General features: G+C 64.8%; 12 protein-coding genes. 6 read left to right on the top strand and 6 right to left on the bottom strand.

Annotated elements, in window-relative coordinates:
- Nucleotides 1-16 precede the first annotated feature (16 nt).
- The 3 genes from dhaK to PU724_RS09635 all read left to right on the top strand — a co-directional run bounded on the left by dhaK (nucleotide 17) and on the right by PU724_RS09635 (nucleotide 3,162).
- Nucleotides 17-1,003, top strand: a complete 987-nt coding sequence (dhaK, locus tag PU724_RS09625) for a dihydroxyacetone kinase subunit DhaK (RefSeq protein WP_354420300.1) — start codon at nucleotides 17-19, stop codon at nucleotides 1,001-1,003.
- 130 nt (nucleotides 1,004-1,133) lie between these two features.
- Nucleotides 1,134-2,153 (top strand): nucleotidyltransferase family protein, encoded by a 1,020-nt coding sequence (locus tag PU724_RS09630; RefSeq protein ID WP_354420301.1) that lies wholly within the window; start codon nucleotides 1,134-1,136, stop codon nucleotides 2,151-2,153.
- A 70-nt stretch (nucleotides 2,154-2,223) separates the two neighbouring features.
- Nucleotides 2,224-3,162 carry a formyltransferase family protein gene (locus PU724_RS09635; RefSeq protein ID WP_354420302.1) on the top strand — a complete coding sequence of 313 codons (939 nt, stop codon included), beginning with the start codon at nucleotides 2,224-2,226 and terminating at the stop codon, nucleotides 3,160-3,162.
- Between the two features lies 1 nt (nucleotide 3,163).
- Here the strand turns inward: PU724_RS09635 and PU724_RS09640 are convergent, their stop codons facing one another.
- From PU724_RS09640 to PU724_RS09655, 4 genes are all read right to left on the bottom strand, one after another.
- The gene (locus PU724_RS09640) at nucleotides 3,164-4,144 is read right to left on the bottom strand and encodes a phosphoenolpyruvate carboxykinase (ATP) (protein WP_354420303.1); all 981 of its coding nucleotides are present in this window, start codon (nucleotides 4,142-4,144) and stop codon (nucleotides 3,164-3,166) included.
- Nucleotides 4,141-4,575, bottom strand: a complete 435-nt coding sequence (locus tag PU724_RS09645) for a lasso peptide biosynthesis B2 protein (protein WP_354420523.1) — start codon at nucleotides 4,573-4,575, stop codon at nucleotides 4,141-4,143. Before PU724_RS09645 ends, PU724_RS09640 begins: the two co-directional genes overlap by 4 nt.
- Entirely contained in the window at nucleotides 4,575-4,862 is a 288-nt protein-coding gene (locus PU724_RS09650) for a PqqD family protein (RefSeq protein WP_127284763.1), read from the bottom strand. Before PU724_RS09650 ends, PU724_RS09645 begins: the two co-directional genes overlap by 1 nt.
- 575 nt (nucleotides 4,863-5,437) lie before the next feature.
- Nucleotides 5,438-5,683 carry a hypothetical protein gene (locus tag PU724_RS09655; protein ID WP_245511254.1) on the bottom strand — a complete coding sequence of 82 codons (246 nt, stop codon included), beginning with the start codon at nucleotides 5,681-5,683 and terminating at the stop codon, nucleotides 5,438-5,440.
- Between the two features lie 81 nt (nucleotides 5,684-5,764).
- Here PU724_RS09655 and PU724_RS09660 point away from each other — a divergent pair, with 81 nt between their 5' ends.
- The gene (locus tag PU724_RS09660; protein WP_135857880.1) at nucleotides 5,765-7,672 is read left to right on the top strand and encodes a propionyl-CoA synthetase; all 1,908 of its coding nucleotides are present in this window, start codon (nucleotides 5,765-5,767) and stop codon (nucleotides 7,670-7,672) included.
- A 303-nt stretch (nucleotides 7,673-7,975) separates the two neighbouring features.
- Nucleotides 7,976-8,683, top strand: coding sequence for a metallophosphoesterase family protein (locus PU724_RS09665; RefSeq protein ID WP_354420304.1), 708 nt, complete (start codon nucleotides 7,976-7,978; stop codon nucleotides 8,681-8,683).
- A gap of 23 nt (nucleotides 8,684-8,706) precedes the next feature.
- On the opposite strand, the gene PU724_RS09670 is transcribed toward PU724_RS09665, so the two are convergent.
- Complete coding sequence (locus PU724_RS09670) at nucleotides 8,707-9,699, bottom strand: NmrA/HSCARG family protein (protein WP_354420305.1); 993 nt, start codon at nucleotides 9,697-9,699, stop codon at nucleotides 8,707-8,709.
- A 159-nt stretch (nucleotides 9,700-9,858) separates the two neighbouring features.
- On the opposite strand from PU724_RS09670, the gene PU724_RS09675 reads away from it, so the two are divergent.
- Nucleotides 9,859-10,791: a LysR family transcriptional regulator gene (locus tag PU724_RS09675; RefSeq protein WP_354420306.1), complete on the top strand. Its 933-nt coding sequence runs from the start codon at nucleotides 9,859-9,861 to the stop codon at nucleotides 10,789-10,791.
- 93 nt (nucleotides 10,792-10,884) lie between these two features.
- Here the strand turns inward: PU724_RS09675 and PU724_RS09680 are convergent, their stop codons facing one another.
- Nucleotides 10,885-13,269, bottom strand: coding sequence for a polysaccharide biosynthesis tyrosine autokinase (locus PU724_RS09680; protein WP_127284768.1), 2,385 nt, complete (start codon nucleotides 13,267-13,269; stop codon nucleotides 10,885-10,887).
- Between the last annotated feature and the right edge of the window lie 82 nt (nucleotides 13,270-13,351).

Raw genomic sequence — 13,351 nt, forward strand, 5'->3', positions numbered from 1 at the left:
TTCCGGGAGGACAGCCATGAAGAAATTCATCAATGCGGTGGACACGGTGCTGACCGAGAGCCTCGACGGCTTCGTCGCCGCCCATTCGGATATCCTTGTGCTGGGTGACGAGCACAAATTCATCCGCCGCAGGGCGCTGAAGCCGGGCAAGGTGGCGCTGATCTCGGGCGGCGGCTCGGGCCACGAGCCCCTGCATGGCGGGCTGGTCGGCCACGGCATGCTGGACGCGGCCTGCCCCGGTCAGGTGTTCACCTCGCCGACGCCCGACCAGATGCTGGCGGCGGCCGGGGCCGTCGACACCGGCGCAGGCTGCCTGTTCATCGTCAAGAACTATGAAGGCGACGTGATGAACTTCGACATGGCGGCCGAAATGTCGGAAGGCGTGCTGCAGGTAGTGACCAATGACGACGTCGCGGTCGAGAACTCGTCCTACACCACCGGCCGGCGCGGCGTCGCCGGCACGCTGGTGGTGGAAAAGATCGTCGGCGCGGCGGCCGAGCAAGGCATGGCGCTGAAGGAGCTCAAGGCGCTCGGCGAGCGCGTCAACGGCGCGACGCGCTCGATGGGCGTGGCGCTGACCAGTTGCACCGTGCCGGCGGCGGGCAAGCCGACCTTCGAGATCGGCGACGGCGAGATGGAATTCGGTGTCGGCATCCATGGCGAGCCCGGCCGGCGGCGCGACGCCCTGAAGAGCGCCGACGCCATCGCCGAGGAAATCTGCGCGGCGATAACAGGCGACCTCGGCGGCCGCGCCAGAGGCCCGGCGCTGCTGTTCGTCAACGGCTTCGGCGGCACGCCGTCGATGGAGCTCTATTTGATGTACAACAGCGCCCGCAGGATTTTCGAGGCAAGCGGCGTGAGCGTTGCCCGCTCGCTGGTCGGGTCTTATGTCACGTCGCTCGACATGGCCGGCTGCTCGATCACGCTGACCATGCTCGACGACGAGATGACGACCCTGTGGGACGCGCCGGTGCATACGGCGGCGCTGCGCTGGGGGATGTAGCCTCCAGGGATACCTCTTCGCCAAGTCAAATCAGGCGTGAGCTTTGTTGCCGCCGCACTGGTTTCCATGGGGCTTTTCTGCAACCATATTCGCGACACTTTCCTTAATTGCGCAAACACCGAACGGGTTGATGCTGCCACCACTTGCGCCTGCCGACGAAAGACTGCTGCTGAACTACGCCGATCCGGAGGCGCGCATGGCCGTGGTTCCGGCGGCGGCAACCCTGTTGGCTCTGCTCGACAATGCCGAATTCCACGGCGTTCTGCCGATCATGCTGCGCAAGCTCAAGGAGCGCGGCGACGCCCATTTGCCGCAAGATGCTGCCCTGCTAGCGAGATTGACCGAACTGCGCGAGGCATCGACGCTGGTCACCGGCCAGTCCATGCTGCTGCAATATCATGGCGAGCGCATCATGAAGGCGCTGGCGGCGAAGGACATCCCAGCGCGGATCGTCAAGGGTCCGGTCTTCGCGCGCAAGCTCTACAAACATGTCTCGGATCGGCCGTTCACCGACATCGACATCCTGGTCGAGCCGGCCAGCATCAACGACGCCAATCAGGTGATCGCGGCCTCCGGCTTCGAGCTCCACAGCGGCGAAGCCCGGTCACACGATTTGCAGGAGTTCAAATGGCTGGAAAAGGAGAATTCGAGCCTGCTGATCGAACTGCACGGCAATCTGGTGCATGATTCCGGCATGCGGCGGCGGCTGTCGCTGGGTTTTCGCGAATTGCAGGCCATCGACGGCGACGGGACCGACACGCCGGCGGCGCTGCTGACCATCGCCATCGTGCATGCCGCCGGCGGACACAAGTTCCACCGACTGCAGCTATGCGTCGACGTGCTGCAGGGCGTGCGGGCCTTGCCATCACCGGAAGCGGAAGCGCAGTTGCTGGAGGCCGCGCGCATGACCGGCATCGAACTCGAACTGGCGACGGTGCTCGACGTGACCGGCCGGCTTTTCGACGAGGCGCGCGCGCTCGACCTCGCCGACCGGATCAAGCCTGATCTCGGCATCCGGCTGGCCAGGCGGCTGATCACCCGCGAGACCCTGCTCGGCGTCAATTCCAGGGACAAGATGCGCTCGCGGCTTCGTCGCGACGCCTTCCGCTGGATCCAGCGGCTGGCGAGGCCGAGGCCGTATCGTGCCTGATCACGCAGCAGCCCCGGACAAGCCGATCTCGGCCGTGTTCATCATCGAAATCACGCCGATCACGGCCCCGATGCTCGCCGGCTGGGTGGAGAAGGGCCACCGCATCGCCGCGATCGTCGTGCCTGGCCCACGGCCCGGCAAACAGTGGAGCTTCGGCACCTGGCGGCGACGCTGGAGACGCAAGCTTGTACTATGGCAGCATCTCGTTCCCGCCGAGGTGCCGCTGATCGAATTCGGCCGCCCGCATGACTGGGCGGCGATGTGCCAACGCCTCGCCGGTTTCAACGCGGACGTCCTCATCACTTTCGGGTTTCCTACCCTTATTCCGGAGACCGTGCTGAAGCTGTTCGCGAAGGGCGGGCTGAACCTGCATCCGGCGCTGCTGCCCAACTACAAGGGCCCGCACCCGATCGCGCGGCTCGTCCTCGATGGGCAAGATGAGACACATGGCGGGGTCAGTCTGCACAAGATGACGTCCGGCTTCGACGAGGGCGACATCCTGGCCCAGATCGCGTTTTCTCCCGGAGATTGGCAGTCGACGGCGACGCTGTCGCGGGCGCTGGCCAGCGGAATGAAAATGCTGGTGGCGGAGGCCGCGCCCGATCACAGCGCCGGCGTGCTCGATGGCATGCCGCAGCCGGAGGGCACCTTCACCTGGGCGCAAGTCGGCCGCACGCCGGTAGTGGTCGGCAGTCAATGGTCGAGCGCCCATGTCGCCAAGATCTGGCGCATCGTCGGGCGCGCCGTCGCCCTCTATGTGCCGATAGACGGGAAGCTCGCCCGGCTGGCGCACCCGATCCGCCGGCTCGGACCGGCGACAGGCGAACCGCCGGCAAGGCGGTGGGGCATGATCGAATTCGATTGCGCCGACGGCCGCGTCGCGCATCTTGCCTATAGTGGCTTCGCGCGGCAGCTGACGCGCTGGCAACGCGCGTTCGGCCGGCTTCGGCTCGGCCAGCGGTTCTTTGAAATACGCCGCTTTGGGGAGCGGACCGAAGGGTCGCGCTGAATCAGGCCGCGGACAGGGTGGACTGGATCAATCGCGCCGCATCGGCCGGCCGCGCGCCCACCTCCAGGGTGAAGGTCGGCACTGTGGTGACCAGCCTGGCGATCGCCGCCAGCCGGTGTTTCTGCACCTGCAGCAGGCCGGTCATGCCGGTCCTGACATTGTCGGCGGCCAGCGCGACCATGGCGTCGGTCCTGGCCATGGGATGAAGCCTGCTCTCGCCATCGGCGGAGCGGGCAAGATGCAGCAGCGCCGAGACCGGCCTGGCGGCAATGCTTTCGACGCGCAATATCTCGCCGAGGCGCTCGAGCGACACGGCCTGTTCGCCATTGCGGTCCCAGGAGGGGCCGAGGCAGGGCAAGACGAGCGGGACAAGTTCGGCGGTCTTGCGATGGATCTTCACATGGCGAGGCAGGCCCCAGGCAACCGCCTTGTCCGGCGCCACGTCGAGGATCATGGAGTCGTCGGCGCACAGGCCGAAGCCTTGCGAGGCCAGCGCCAGCGATGTCGTGGTCTTGCCGGTGCCGCTCGGCGCGTGGATGAGGACCACGGCATCGCTGCCCGGCAGCGTCAGGCCGGCGGTGTGCAGCATATACTGCCCACTGGCATCGAGCGCGGCATCCAGCACCAGCATCCACGCCGTCCAGGTGACGCTGACGCCCGGGCCGGTGCGGATTTCGGCCCGGCGCTGGCCGGCATGGATGGAAATCGTCTGCCGGCCGGGAAAGACCAGGTGGACGAGGTCGCCGCCATCGATCATCCGGCAATGGCCGTCCTCGGGCACTTCGCCGTCGAAGGCAAGCGTTCCCTCCGGCGTCTCGGCCAGCGTCGGTGTCTCGACGATGTCGATGCGAAAGCCGGCATCGACGGGTTCGGTGGCGCTCAGGCCCGAGAGCATCCGGTCGAGATCGCGCCAGAGTTCGGCGCGTTCGGCCGATATGCCGACGACCTGACCGTTGAGGGCGTAGCTGACGGAAGCGGTCAAACGGCGCGCGCCTTTCCCGGCTCGGCATGATGGCGGTAGATTTCGACCATGCCGGGAAGGCTGTCGCTGACCACCGGCCGGCCCTCGAGGCAGACCCAGCAATGCGCCGACAGGCGCGGCGCATGCAGCGATTGCGGATCGACGCCGAAGCGCAGGTCCGGATCGAAGCCGGCGAGACGCAGGAAGCGATGGGCGAGCAGGCCCTCCCTCAGGCATCTGCGGTCGCGCATCAGCCAGGGATGCCTGACCGCGCGGTTGACGCTGGCGACGATGTAGGCGGACGGCAGGCCGCGATAGGGAGTCGGCGACGTCAGCGGCGCCCATTTCAGCACCGCTTCGAAGTCGCGCTTGCCGACGAGGGCAGGCATCAGCCGCGCGCTGGCCCACAGATGGGCGCGAAACAACGCCCGCAGCAGCGGCCCGTCAGCCATCATGCACCGGGGTCGGCGAGGATGCCTTCCGCCACCAGTTCCGCGGCAAGCGCCGCCATGTCCTGGTCGAGCATATCCTTGTCGACCTCGAACTCGTCGCAAAGCAGATCGACGATCTGGTCGAGGCTGCGCGCGCCGTCAACCTTGTCGAGAAAGGCTTCGGTGGTGCCGTTGCAAGTATAGAGCTGGCCGCTGCGCGCCAGAAGCACGACGGCGCCATCGCCGACATGCTGCACCGAGGCGTCGTCGGCCAGCCGCAGAACCATCTCAGATGCGATTTCGACCATGGGCCATCTCCAGTCCATGCAAAAATGCTGGAGAGCCATTAGCGCGGCTAGGCGGTGCTGTCCATTGCTCTGACGGCCTGCCCGCGACGGGCTGCGGCCCGGTTCATGGCGACCCCGGAAACGACCGAGGACCGCAACTGACAATGAACGCCATTGCCCGGCAAGCTGGCAAAAACCGGGGGTGTTGCCTTCTTTCCCCTAAGTAAGCTATGGAATCGCCGGGGTTTGGGGAAAGGGTGACGAGTATGCGTTACAATTGGGATCGGGCTCCGACGGCGTTCGAACGCCATCGGAAGGCACTTGCGGCTGCGATACTGATCGCCGGCGGCGTCGGATTGATGCTCGCGGCCTTGCCGCTTTAAGCCGGCAAACAGTGCCGATAGTGAGGAACGGTGCCGTGGCACCGTCGCCAGGGTTTGCCTGCCCCGGCCGGGCCGGCGCTGTTCAGCGTCTGGCCTGCTACCGCGATGAAGCCGCCGGTCGCGACCTTCGAAGCCCTGGCTGAAGCGGAGCACCAGCACGGCGATGACCGCCGGCTTGCCCTCGGGCGCGAATTCGTAGGCCTCCGACAGGGACTAGGAGGTCGGGCAGTTCCCCGAGCCCGGCACCGCCTTGTCCTCGTGCAATATCTTCAACGGCTTGCCGTCCTGGCCCTGCAACGTCAGCCGGAAGCCGAGCGCCTTGCCCGATATGTCGCCATCTTGCTGTGTCTCGAAGCTCGCCGAGCAGTCCGCCGTGCTCGCTGCCTGGCCCAACGCATGGCGGGCAGCTACCGGCATGCCAAGGTGCCGGATATTTGCGACCGAGGCGAGATCGGCCATCGACGAAATTCGGGGAAGACATGGCCGGCCGGAAGGGCATAGGCTATTTGGGGGTGGCAAATTTTCCGGGGAGGAAGCTGGATGGCGTCACGCTACCACGAGGTCTATGAGAGCTGGAGGCGCGATCCGGTAAGGTTCTGGGCCGAGGCGGCCAAGGAGATCGACTGGTATTCACCGGCCGAACGCGTCTTCGACGCCGAGGCCGGCGTCTATGGCCGCTGGTTCACCGGCGCGACCTGTAACACCTGCTTCAACGCCATCGACCGCCATGTCGCCGGCGGCCGCGCCGACCAGGTGGCGCTGATCCATGACAGCGCGATCACCGGCACGATCCGGAAATACACCTATGCCGACCTCAAGCGCGAGGTGGTCGCGCTTGCCTCGGTGCTGAAGAACCGGGGCATCGGCAAGGGCGACCGCGTCATCATCTACATGCCGATGGTGGCGGAGGCGGCCATCGCCATGCTCGCCTGCTCGCGCATCGGCGCCGTGCATTCGGTGGTCTTCGGCGGGTTTGCCTCGCATGAGCTTGCCACCCGCATCGACGACGCCAAGCCGAAGCTGATCATCTCGGCATCCTGCGGGTTAGAGCCCGGCCGTGTCGTGCCCTACAAGCCGCTGCTCGACAAAGCGATCGAGATGTCGAGGCATAAGCCCGATGCGTGCCTGATCCTGCAGCGCGAGCAGCTGCGCTGCGAGCTGAAGGACCACTACGACATCGACTATGCCGACGCGGTTGCGCGCGAGCGGGCCGCCGGCGCCAATGTCGACTGCGTTCCGGTGCTGGCCACCGACCCGCTCTACATCATCTACACATCGGGCACGACCGGCCAGCCGAAGGGCATCGTGCGCGACAATGGCGGCCACATGGTCGCCTTGAAATGGACGATGGAGAACGAGTTCGGCGTCAAGCCCGGCGAGGTGTTCTGGGCGGCCTCCGATGTCGGCTGGGTGGTCGGCCACTCCTACATCGTCTACGGCCCGCTGCTGCATGGCGCGACCAGCATACTTTTCGAAGGCAAGCCGATCGGCACGCCGGACGCCGGCACCTACTGGCGGGTGATATCGCAGCATGGCGTGGTGGCGCTGTTCACCGCGCCGACCGCGTTCCGCGCCATTAAGGGGCAGGACCCGCGCGGCGAGTTCGTGCCGAAATACGATTTGTCGAAATTCCGCACGCTGTTCCTCGCCGGCGAGCGCGCCGATCCGGAAACCATCAAATGGGCCGAGCAGAAGCTCGCCGTGCCGGTCATCGACCACTGGTGGCAGACCGAGACGGGGTCGCCGATGACCATCAATCCGGCCGGTCTGGGGCTCTTGCCGGTTAAATACGGTTCGCCCGGCGTACCGATGCCGGGCTACGACATCCGCGTGCTCGACGATGCCGGCCACGAAGTGGCGCGCGGCACGCTGGGCAATGTCGTGGTCAAGCTGCCGCTGCCGGCCGGCTGCCTGCCGACGCTGTGGAACGCCGACGGCCGTTTCCGTCAGGCCTATCTCGAGGAGTTCCCCGGCTTCTACAAGACGGCCGACGCCGGCATGCTCGACGAGGACGGCTACCTCTATGTCATGGCCCGCACCGACGACATCATCAACGTCGCCGGCCACCGGCTGTCGACAGGCGCGATGGAGGAAGTCCTTGCCGCGCATCCCGACGTCGCCGAATGCGCCGTCATCGGCATCGCCGACGCCATGAAAGGCCAGGTGCCGCTCGGCTTCGTCGTGCTCAACGCCGGCGTTTCGCGCGATACCGCCCTCATTGAAAGCGAGGTGGTGGGACTGGTGCGCGAGCGCATCGGCCCGGTCGCCGCCTTCAAGACGGTGGTGACGATCAAGCGTCTGCCCAAGACCCGCTCCGGCAAGATCCTGCGCGGCACCATGCAGAAGATCGCCGACAAGGAGGAATGGACGATGCCGGCGACCATCGACGACCCCGTCATCCTCGACGAGATCACCGCGGCGCTGAAGGGGCGCGGCATCGGGGTTTAGCCGGCCTGCATCATCGCCTGCAACTGCGGGACCAGCCCCGGCGCAAGGGCGATTGCCAGCCGGTGACAGCGAGGCCCAAGACGGCTTAACTGCCGGTTCCCCACGCCTGAAGTAACGAACGAGTAATGTTCGCGCCGGTATGGAAATTCCGGCCGAGCATGATATCGAGGCTTCATGCGTGCCGTGTGACATGCTCCCTGAAACTGGGATAGACCCCTAGCGAGCATCGAGCCTCAATCCGTGAGCCTGTTCCAGCGATCGAGACGACCCCGGACCGCGCCGCGCGACCGCCTGGAAATGGATATGCAGGACACGGTCGTCTATGCAATCGGCGACGTGCACGGCTGCTACAGCGAATTGCGGTCGCTGGAGCAGAAGATCCTGCTCGATGCGCTGCCCTTTCGCGGCCGCAAGATCATCATCATGCTCGGCGACTATGTCGACCGCGGCCCGAACTCGAAGCGCGTGCTCGATCATCTCGTCGCGCCGGCGCCGAAAGGGTTCCTGCGCGTCTGCCTGGCGGGAAACCACGAGGTCGCGATGCTCGGCTATCTCGACGGCTATCTGTCGCGCGAGCTGTGGCTGGCGATCGGCGGGTTGGAGACCCTCTATTCCTACGGAGTCGACCCGGCGCGGCTCTCTGACCTCTACGGCTCAAGCGACGAGGTCGACCGACGCATCCGCGAAGCCATTCCCGCCAGCCATGTCTCCTTCATGCGCACACTGCCGGTGATGGTCTGCTCGCGGAAATTCGTCTTCGTCCACGCGGGCATCAGGCCCGGCATCGACCTCGTTGACCAGGACGAGGACGACCTGCTCAACATCCGCGCCGAGTTCTTCGAGCAGGCTCACCTTCTCGACCGCTGGGTGGTGCATGGCCACACGATCGTGGATGCGCCGAAGTTCGAGGGCCACCGGCTCGGCATCGATACCGGCGCCTTCCGGAGCGGCCGGCTGACCGCGGTCAGGATCGTCGGCAAGCACGGCAAGCTGCTGTCTTCGGCGAGTTAAGGAAGAGCACAGCGTCGCCGCTCTCAGATCGGCGCAAGGTCGGCCTCGGCGGCGGCGCCATAGGACAGCAAGTCGCCCTGCCATTTGCTGCGCTTGAGAAACTGTTCCCAGGTCAGCGCATTCGGATCGATCTTCCGACTCCAGGTCAGATCGCGCCCGGGAGCGTAGTAGCCATATTCGACGGCATATTCGACCATGCCCACCAATTCGCGCACGAGATGCTCGTTGCCGGCGAAACCCGGAAAATGGCGCAACAAGTCTTCGCGCGAGTATGCAGAGGCGTAGCGCGCGCGCTTGCCGGTGACGCGCACAAACGTGTCCACCATTTGCTGCGCCGAGATAAACTCGCCGATCACGGGCAGCGCCTCCCCGGCGTATCGCGCGGGGTGATCGAAGATCTCGCGCACCGCTGGACCGGCCGCAGTGAGCGGGTCGCAGAACGGCACGGGGACGTCCGGAGGCAAGTATATGGCGAAATCTATGCCGTCCTCCACACCTTGCGGCACGTAGTATTCCAGGAAATTGGTGTAATAAAACGCCAAGTATACAAACGAGCTGCGAATGGGTAAGTTGCGGATGTAATCCTCTACCTTTGCCTTGTCCGTGAAATGCGGTGCCCACTTGGTGCCGCCGGTGATCGCTTCGACATTTTCGAGCCCGCTGAAAACCACGTGTTCGACACCAGCGGCCACTGCCGCGTCGGCCAACTCCTTTCCGAGGTTGAGTTCGGGTTCCGCCGGCGGCACCTTGACGATCGGCGGCGTCATCAAGAACGCCCCGGCCGAACCTTTCAGTGCTTCGGTCAGTTCGGCCTGCCGGCCGAATTCCAGGGGCGCCACCACGACCTCGGCCCCCTTCTTCGCCAAGGCTTGCGCTGGTTGGCTGTCGAGACGGCGAGTCAGCGCACGCACGCGGTAGCGTCCACTGTCGAGCAGGGACTTGGCGACGCTGCGACCCTGCTTGCTCGAGGCCCCGACAACCGTGATCAGGGGTTTGGAGGTATCAATCTGGCTCATGCTGATTATATCCCGGCTTGAGGGCGAAATCGCTTCGGCCCCGGACAGACGATCACGCCTGGCCGCCGAAAAGCGTGCCGCGACGTTTGGCTCAGCAAGAGTCTCGGACGATTCTACCTATTTTTGAAATCGCATAAGTGATCGGCTACTATCCATTCCATGGATACCAAACGCCTTGATCTCAATCTGTTGGTTACGCTGGAGACGCTGCTGATCGAGCGCAACGTCACGAAGGCGGCTGCCCGACTGCATCTGAGCCAGCCAGCGGTAAGCGCCCAGTTGAACCGCCTCAGACAAGAGTTCGACGACCAACTGCTGATTCCCGCCCAGCGAGGGATGACGCCGACGGCCAAAGCAATGGAACTGCTCGACCCGTTGCGCCAAACCCTTGATCAAGTTCGCGCCACGGTCAGCTCGCATCGGAACTTCAATCCGGCGAAGGCCAGGCTGATCTTCGCGATTGCCTGTACGGACTATCTGCAAGCTGCGATCGTCAGGCCGCTTGTCGTGGAGCTCAGGACGCTAGCACCGGGCGTTCGCGTTGCGATACGCAATCTGGACCTGCCGCAATTGGAAGCGCAGATGGCGCGCGGTGATGTGGATTTGGCACTGATGACGCCGCAGGAGGCCCCGCAAGGTCTTCGCGCTCGACATCTATTCGATGAGCGCTACGTGCTTATCGGCCGCAAGAAGCATCCGCGGCTGCGGGAAGGAATCACGGTCGCTGAATTTGCCGAGTTGGAGCAAGTGGTCGTGTCCGTGGAAGGCGGCGGCTTCGCGACACCGGTAGACAGTGCCTTGGCCGCTCTCGGACACAAGCGTAATGTCGTGCTCTCCGCGGCTTCGTTCCTGTTCGTCCCCGAGATCGTGTCTCGCTCGGACTTCGTCGCGCTGGTCCCGGAACGGCTGGTGCGTGATTCCGCGGACAAGCTTGACGTGATGGACTGTCCGTTTCCCGTTGAAGGCTTTGCGGTGGGAATGGTGTGGCATGAGCGCAGCCATGGACACAGCGGCCAGCGCTGGATCCGTGAGACCGTAGTCTCGCTTGTCGCGCATGAATCCGCGTCTCGGGCGCGCCACGGTTCCAACTAGACCGGTTCGGCGTTCATTGAAACGCCGAACCGCTCTGTCTCTTTGGCGCGATTTTTCGGACGGAAAACCGTCCACGCCTTTTCAGGAATTGCGTCACGCAGCCTGTTTGGTGCGCGCGTCCGACTTCTCCAGATAGTAGGTCGAATAGCGGTCGAAGAATTTCTCGGAGCCACCGAGCGATCCGTATTTCGCCAGCCGCTTCAGATCGACCTTGTTGAGCACGGCGCCAATGATCTTGTTGGCGACGTAGGGCTCCGATTCCAGCATCGAGCGCACCATGGCGCGCGGCGTGCGGCCCCATTCGGTGACCAGCACGAATCCGTCGACGAGCGGCGCGAAGGCCTTGGCGTCAACCACGGGACCCAGCGGCGGCAGGTCGACGACGATGTATTCGAACGTCTCCTTGGCGTTGTCGATGAAGCGGCGCATGCCGGCCGAGGAGAGCAGCTCGCTGGTGTGCGAGAACTGGCCGCGCAGCACCGCCGGGATGATCGCCAGCTTGGTCTGCCGGTCGACCTTGCCGACCGACTGCCAGGTCTGGCCGCTGACCACCGCTTCCATCAGCCCTTGCTCGGTTTCCATGCCAAGGCTGCGGCTGAGCCCGGGATTGCGCAGATCGCCATCGATCAGCAGCGTCCTGGCGCCGTTGGCGGCCAGCAGCCCCGCCAGGTTCGCCGCCACCGTCGACTTGCCCTCGCCGGGCAGAAGCGAGATCACGCCGATGACACGGCTGCCCTGGCCTTCCATCACCACGTCGAAGGCGATCTTGGCGTTGCGCAGCGTTTCGGCGAACATCGATGCCGGCGCATCGATGCTGACCCGCATGCGCGCCCGTTTCTCCGCCGCCGACAGGCTGGCGACCTTGGGATCGGTTTCGGCGTCGTCGGGCTTGTTGTCCTTGCCCGACCTGCCGCCGCCGATCGTCGGCAGGTAGCCGAGGAATTTGAGGCCGACGCGGTCGCGGATGTCGTCGCCGGTCCTGAAGAAGCGCTCGTTGAACTCGTTCAGGCCGCCAAATCCGGCGCCAGCCAGCACGCCAAGCACGAGGAAGAGCGCCAGCACCTTGGACGTGCGCGGGCTGGCGGCAGAGAGCGGCATCGTCGCATCGGAAATGATGCGCACCTTGCCGACCGGGAAGGACTGCTGCTGCGAGGCCTCCTCATAGCGGCCGAGGAACGTCTGGTAGAGCGTGGTGAGCGCCGTCGCCTGCTGGGTCAGATCGCGCAGCTTGACCTGCGACTGGTTGTCGATGGAGCTCTTGCCGGCCGCGTCGGCGATCTTCTGCCTGAGCGCCGTCTCACGTGTCTGAGCCACCTCATATTCGTTGCGGTAATTTTCGGTAAGCTGCTTCAACTCGCCGAAGATCTGCGCCGACACATCGGCCTTCTCCTTGGCAAGCGCCACCGCCTGGGGATGGTCCGCGCCATAGTTGGCCGAAACGTCCTGCAGACGCTTGGCGATGGCGAGATAGCGGGTCTTGAGCGTCGTGATGACCGAGCTGCTCGGCTGATCGCTCGCGATGGCGGAATCGTTGAAGGCGTTGTCGGAGCCGCTATCGACGATCGCCTTGTATTGCTGATAGCGGGCGCTGGCGCGGGCCGTGTCGGCCTGCGCGACGATGAGCTGGGCATTCAGATCGGCGAGCTGCTTGTCGCTCATCAGCTGCCCGTCGCTGTTGGCGGACAGTCCGTGCTCGGCCCGGAACATCTCGACCGCCATCGACGCCTTCTGCGAGCTTTCGCGAAGCTCCGTCAAGCGGCCCTGCAGCCAGACCGCCGCGCGTTCGGTGGCGTCGAAGCTGGCGTTGAGCTGGTCGGCCAGATAGGCCTCGGAATAGGCCTTGGTGATCGCCGTCGCCAGCGCCGGATTCGGCGACTGGTAGGCGATGGCGATGACGTAGCTGCGGCCATTGCGCTGCGCCAGCACCTCGTTCTGCAGCTTCAGCACGGCGTAGTCGTGGCTCGCTTCCTTGATCATGGCGTCGCGCGTGGCGGCGTCGACATTCTCGATGCCGGGGAGCTGGTCGGCGGAGCTGCTGCGGAAATAGCCGATCACGCCGCGCACGAAACCGATGCCCTTGGCCAGAGCCGATTGCGGCGGGTTCATGAAGTCCTGGTTCTGATCGAGCTTCAGCTTGTCGACCACCACCGAAGCCAGGCGCGCCGAGTTGATGATCTCGATCTGGCTGAGCAAGGCGGCGTCCGTCTGCATGGTGACGGAAGCGGCGGAGATGTCGTCGACGACCTTGTTCAATCCCTCGTCGATCAGGACGCTAGCGACCGACATGTACTGCTTGGGCGTGGTCTGCAGATAGAGCACGCCGAGGAACAGGCCGATGACCGCGCACACGGCCACCACCTTGACCTGCCGAGCGGCCATGCCGAGCAGGCGTTCGATGTCGATGAAGTCCTCACCTTTTTCCGCGTCCGCGCTGGGCAATGGCATCCTCTTGTCGAGGGGAAAATTGGCATAGTTCATCGTCGGTCCAATTCCAGGTTGCAGGCTCTATCGGCCTTCGAAGATTGGCGTCGTCACCAGAAAAGACCACGCAACATTCATG

It is taken from the genome of Mesorhizobium abyssinicae (assembly GCF_049887195.1).
GTDB classification, from domain to species: Bacteria; Pseudomonadota; Alphaproteobacteria; order Rhizobiales; family Rhizobiaceae; genus Mesorhizobium; species Mesorhizobium abyssinicae.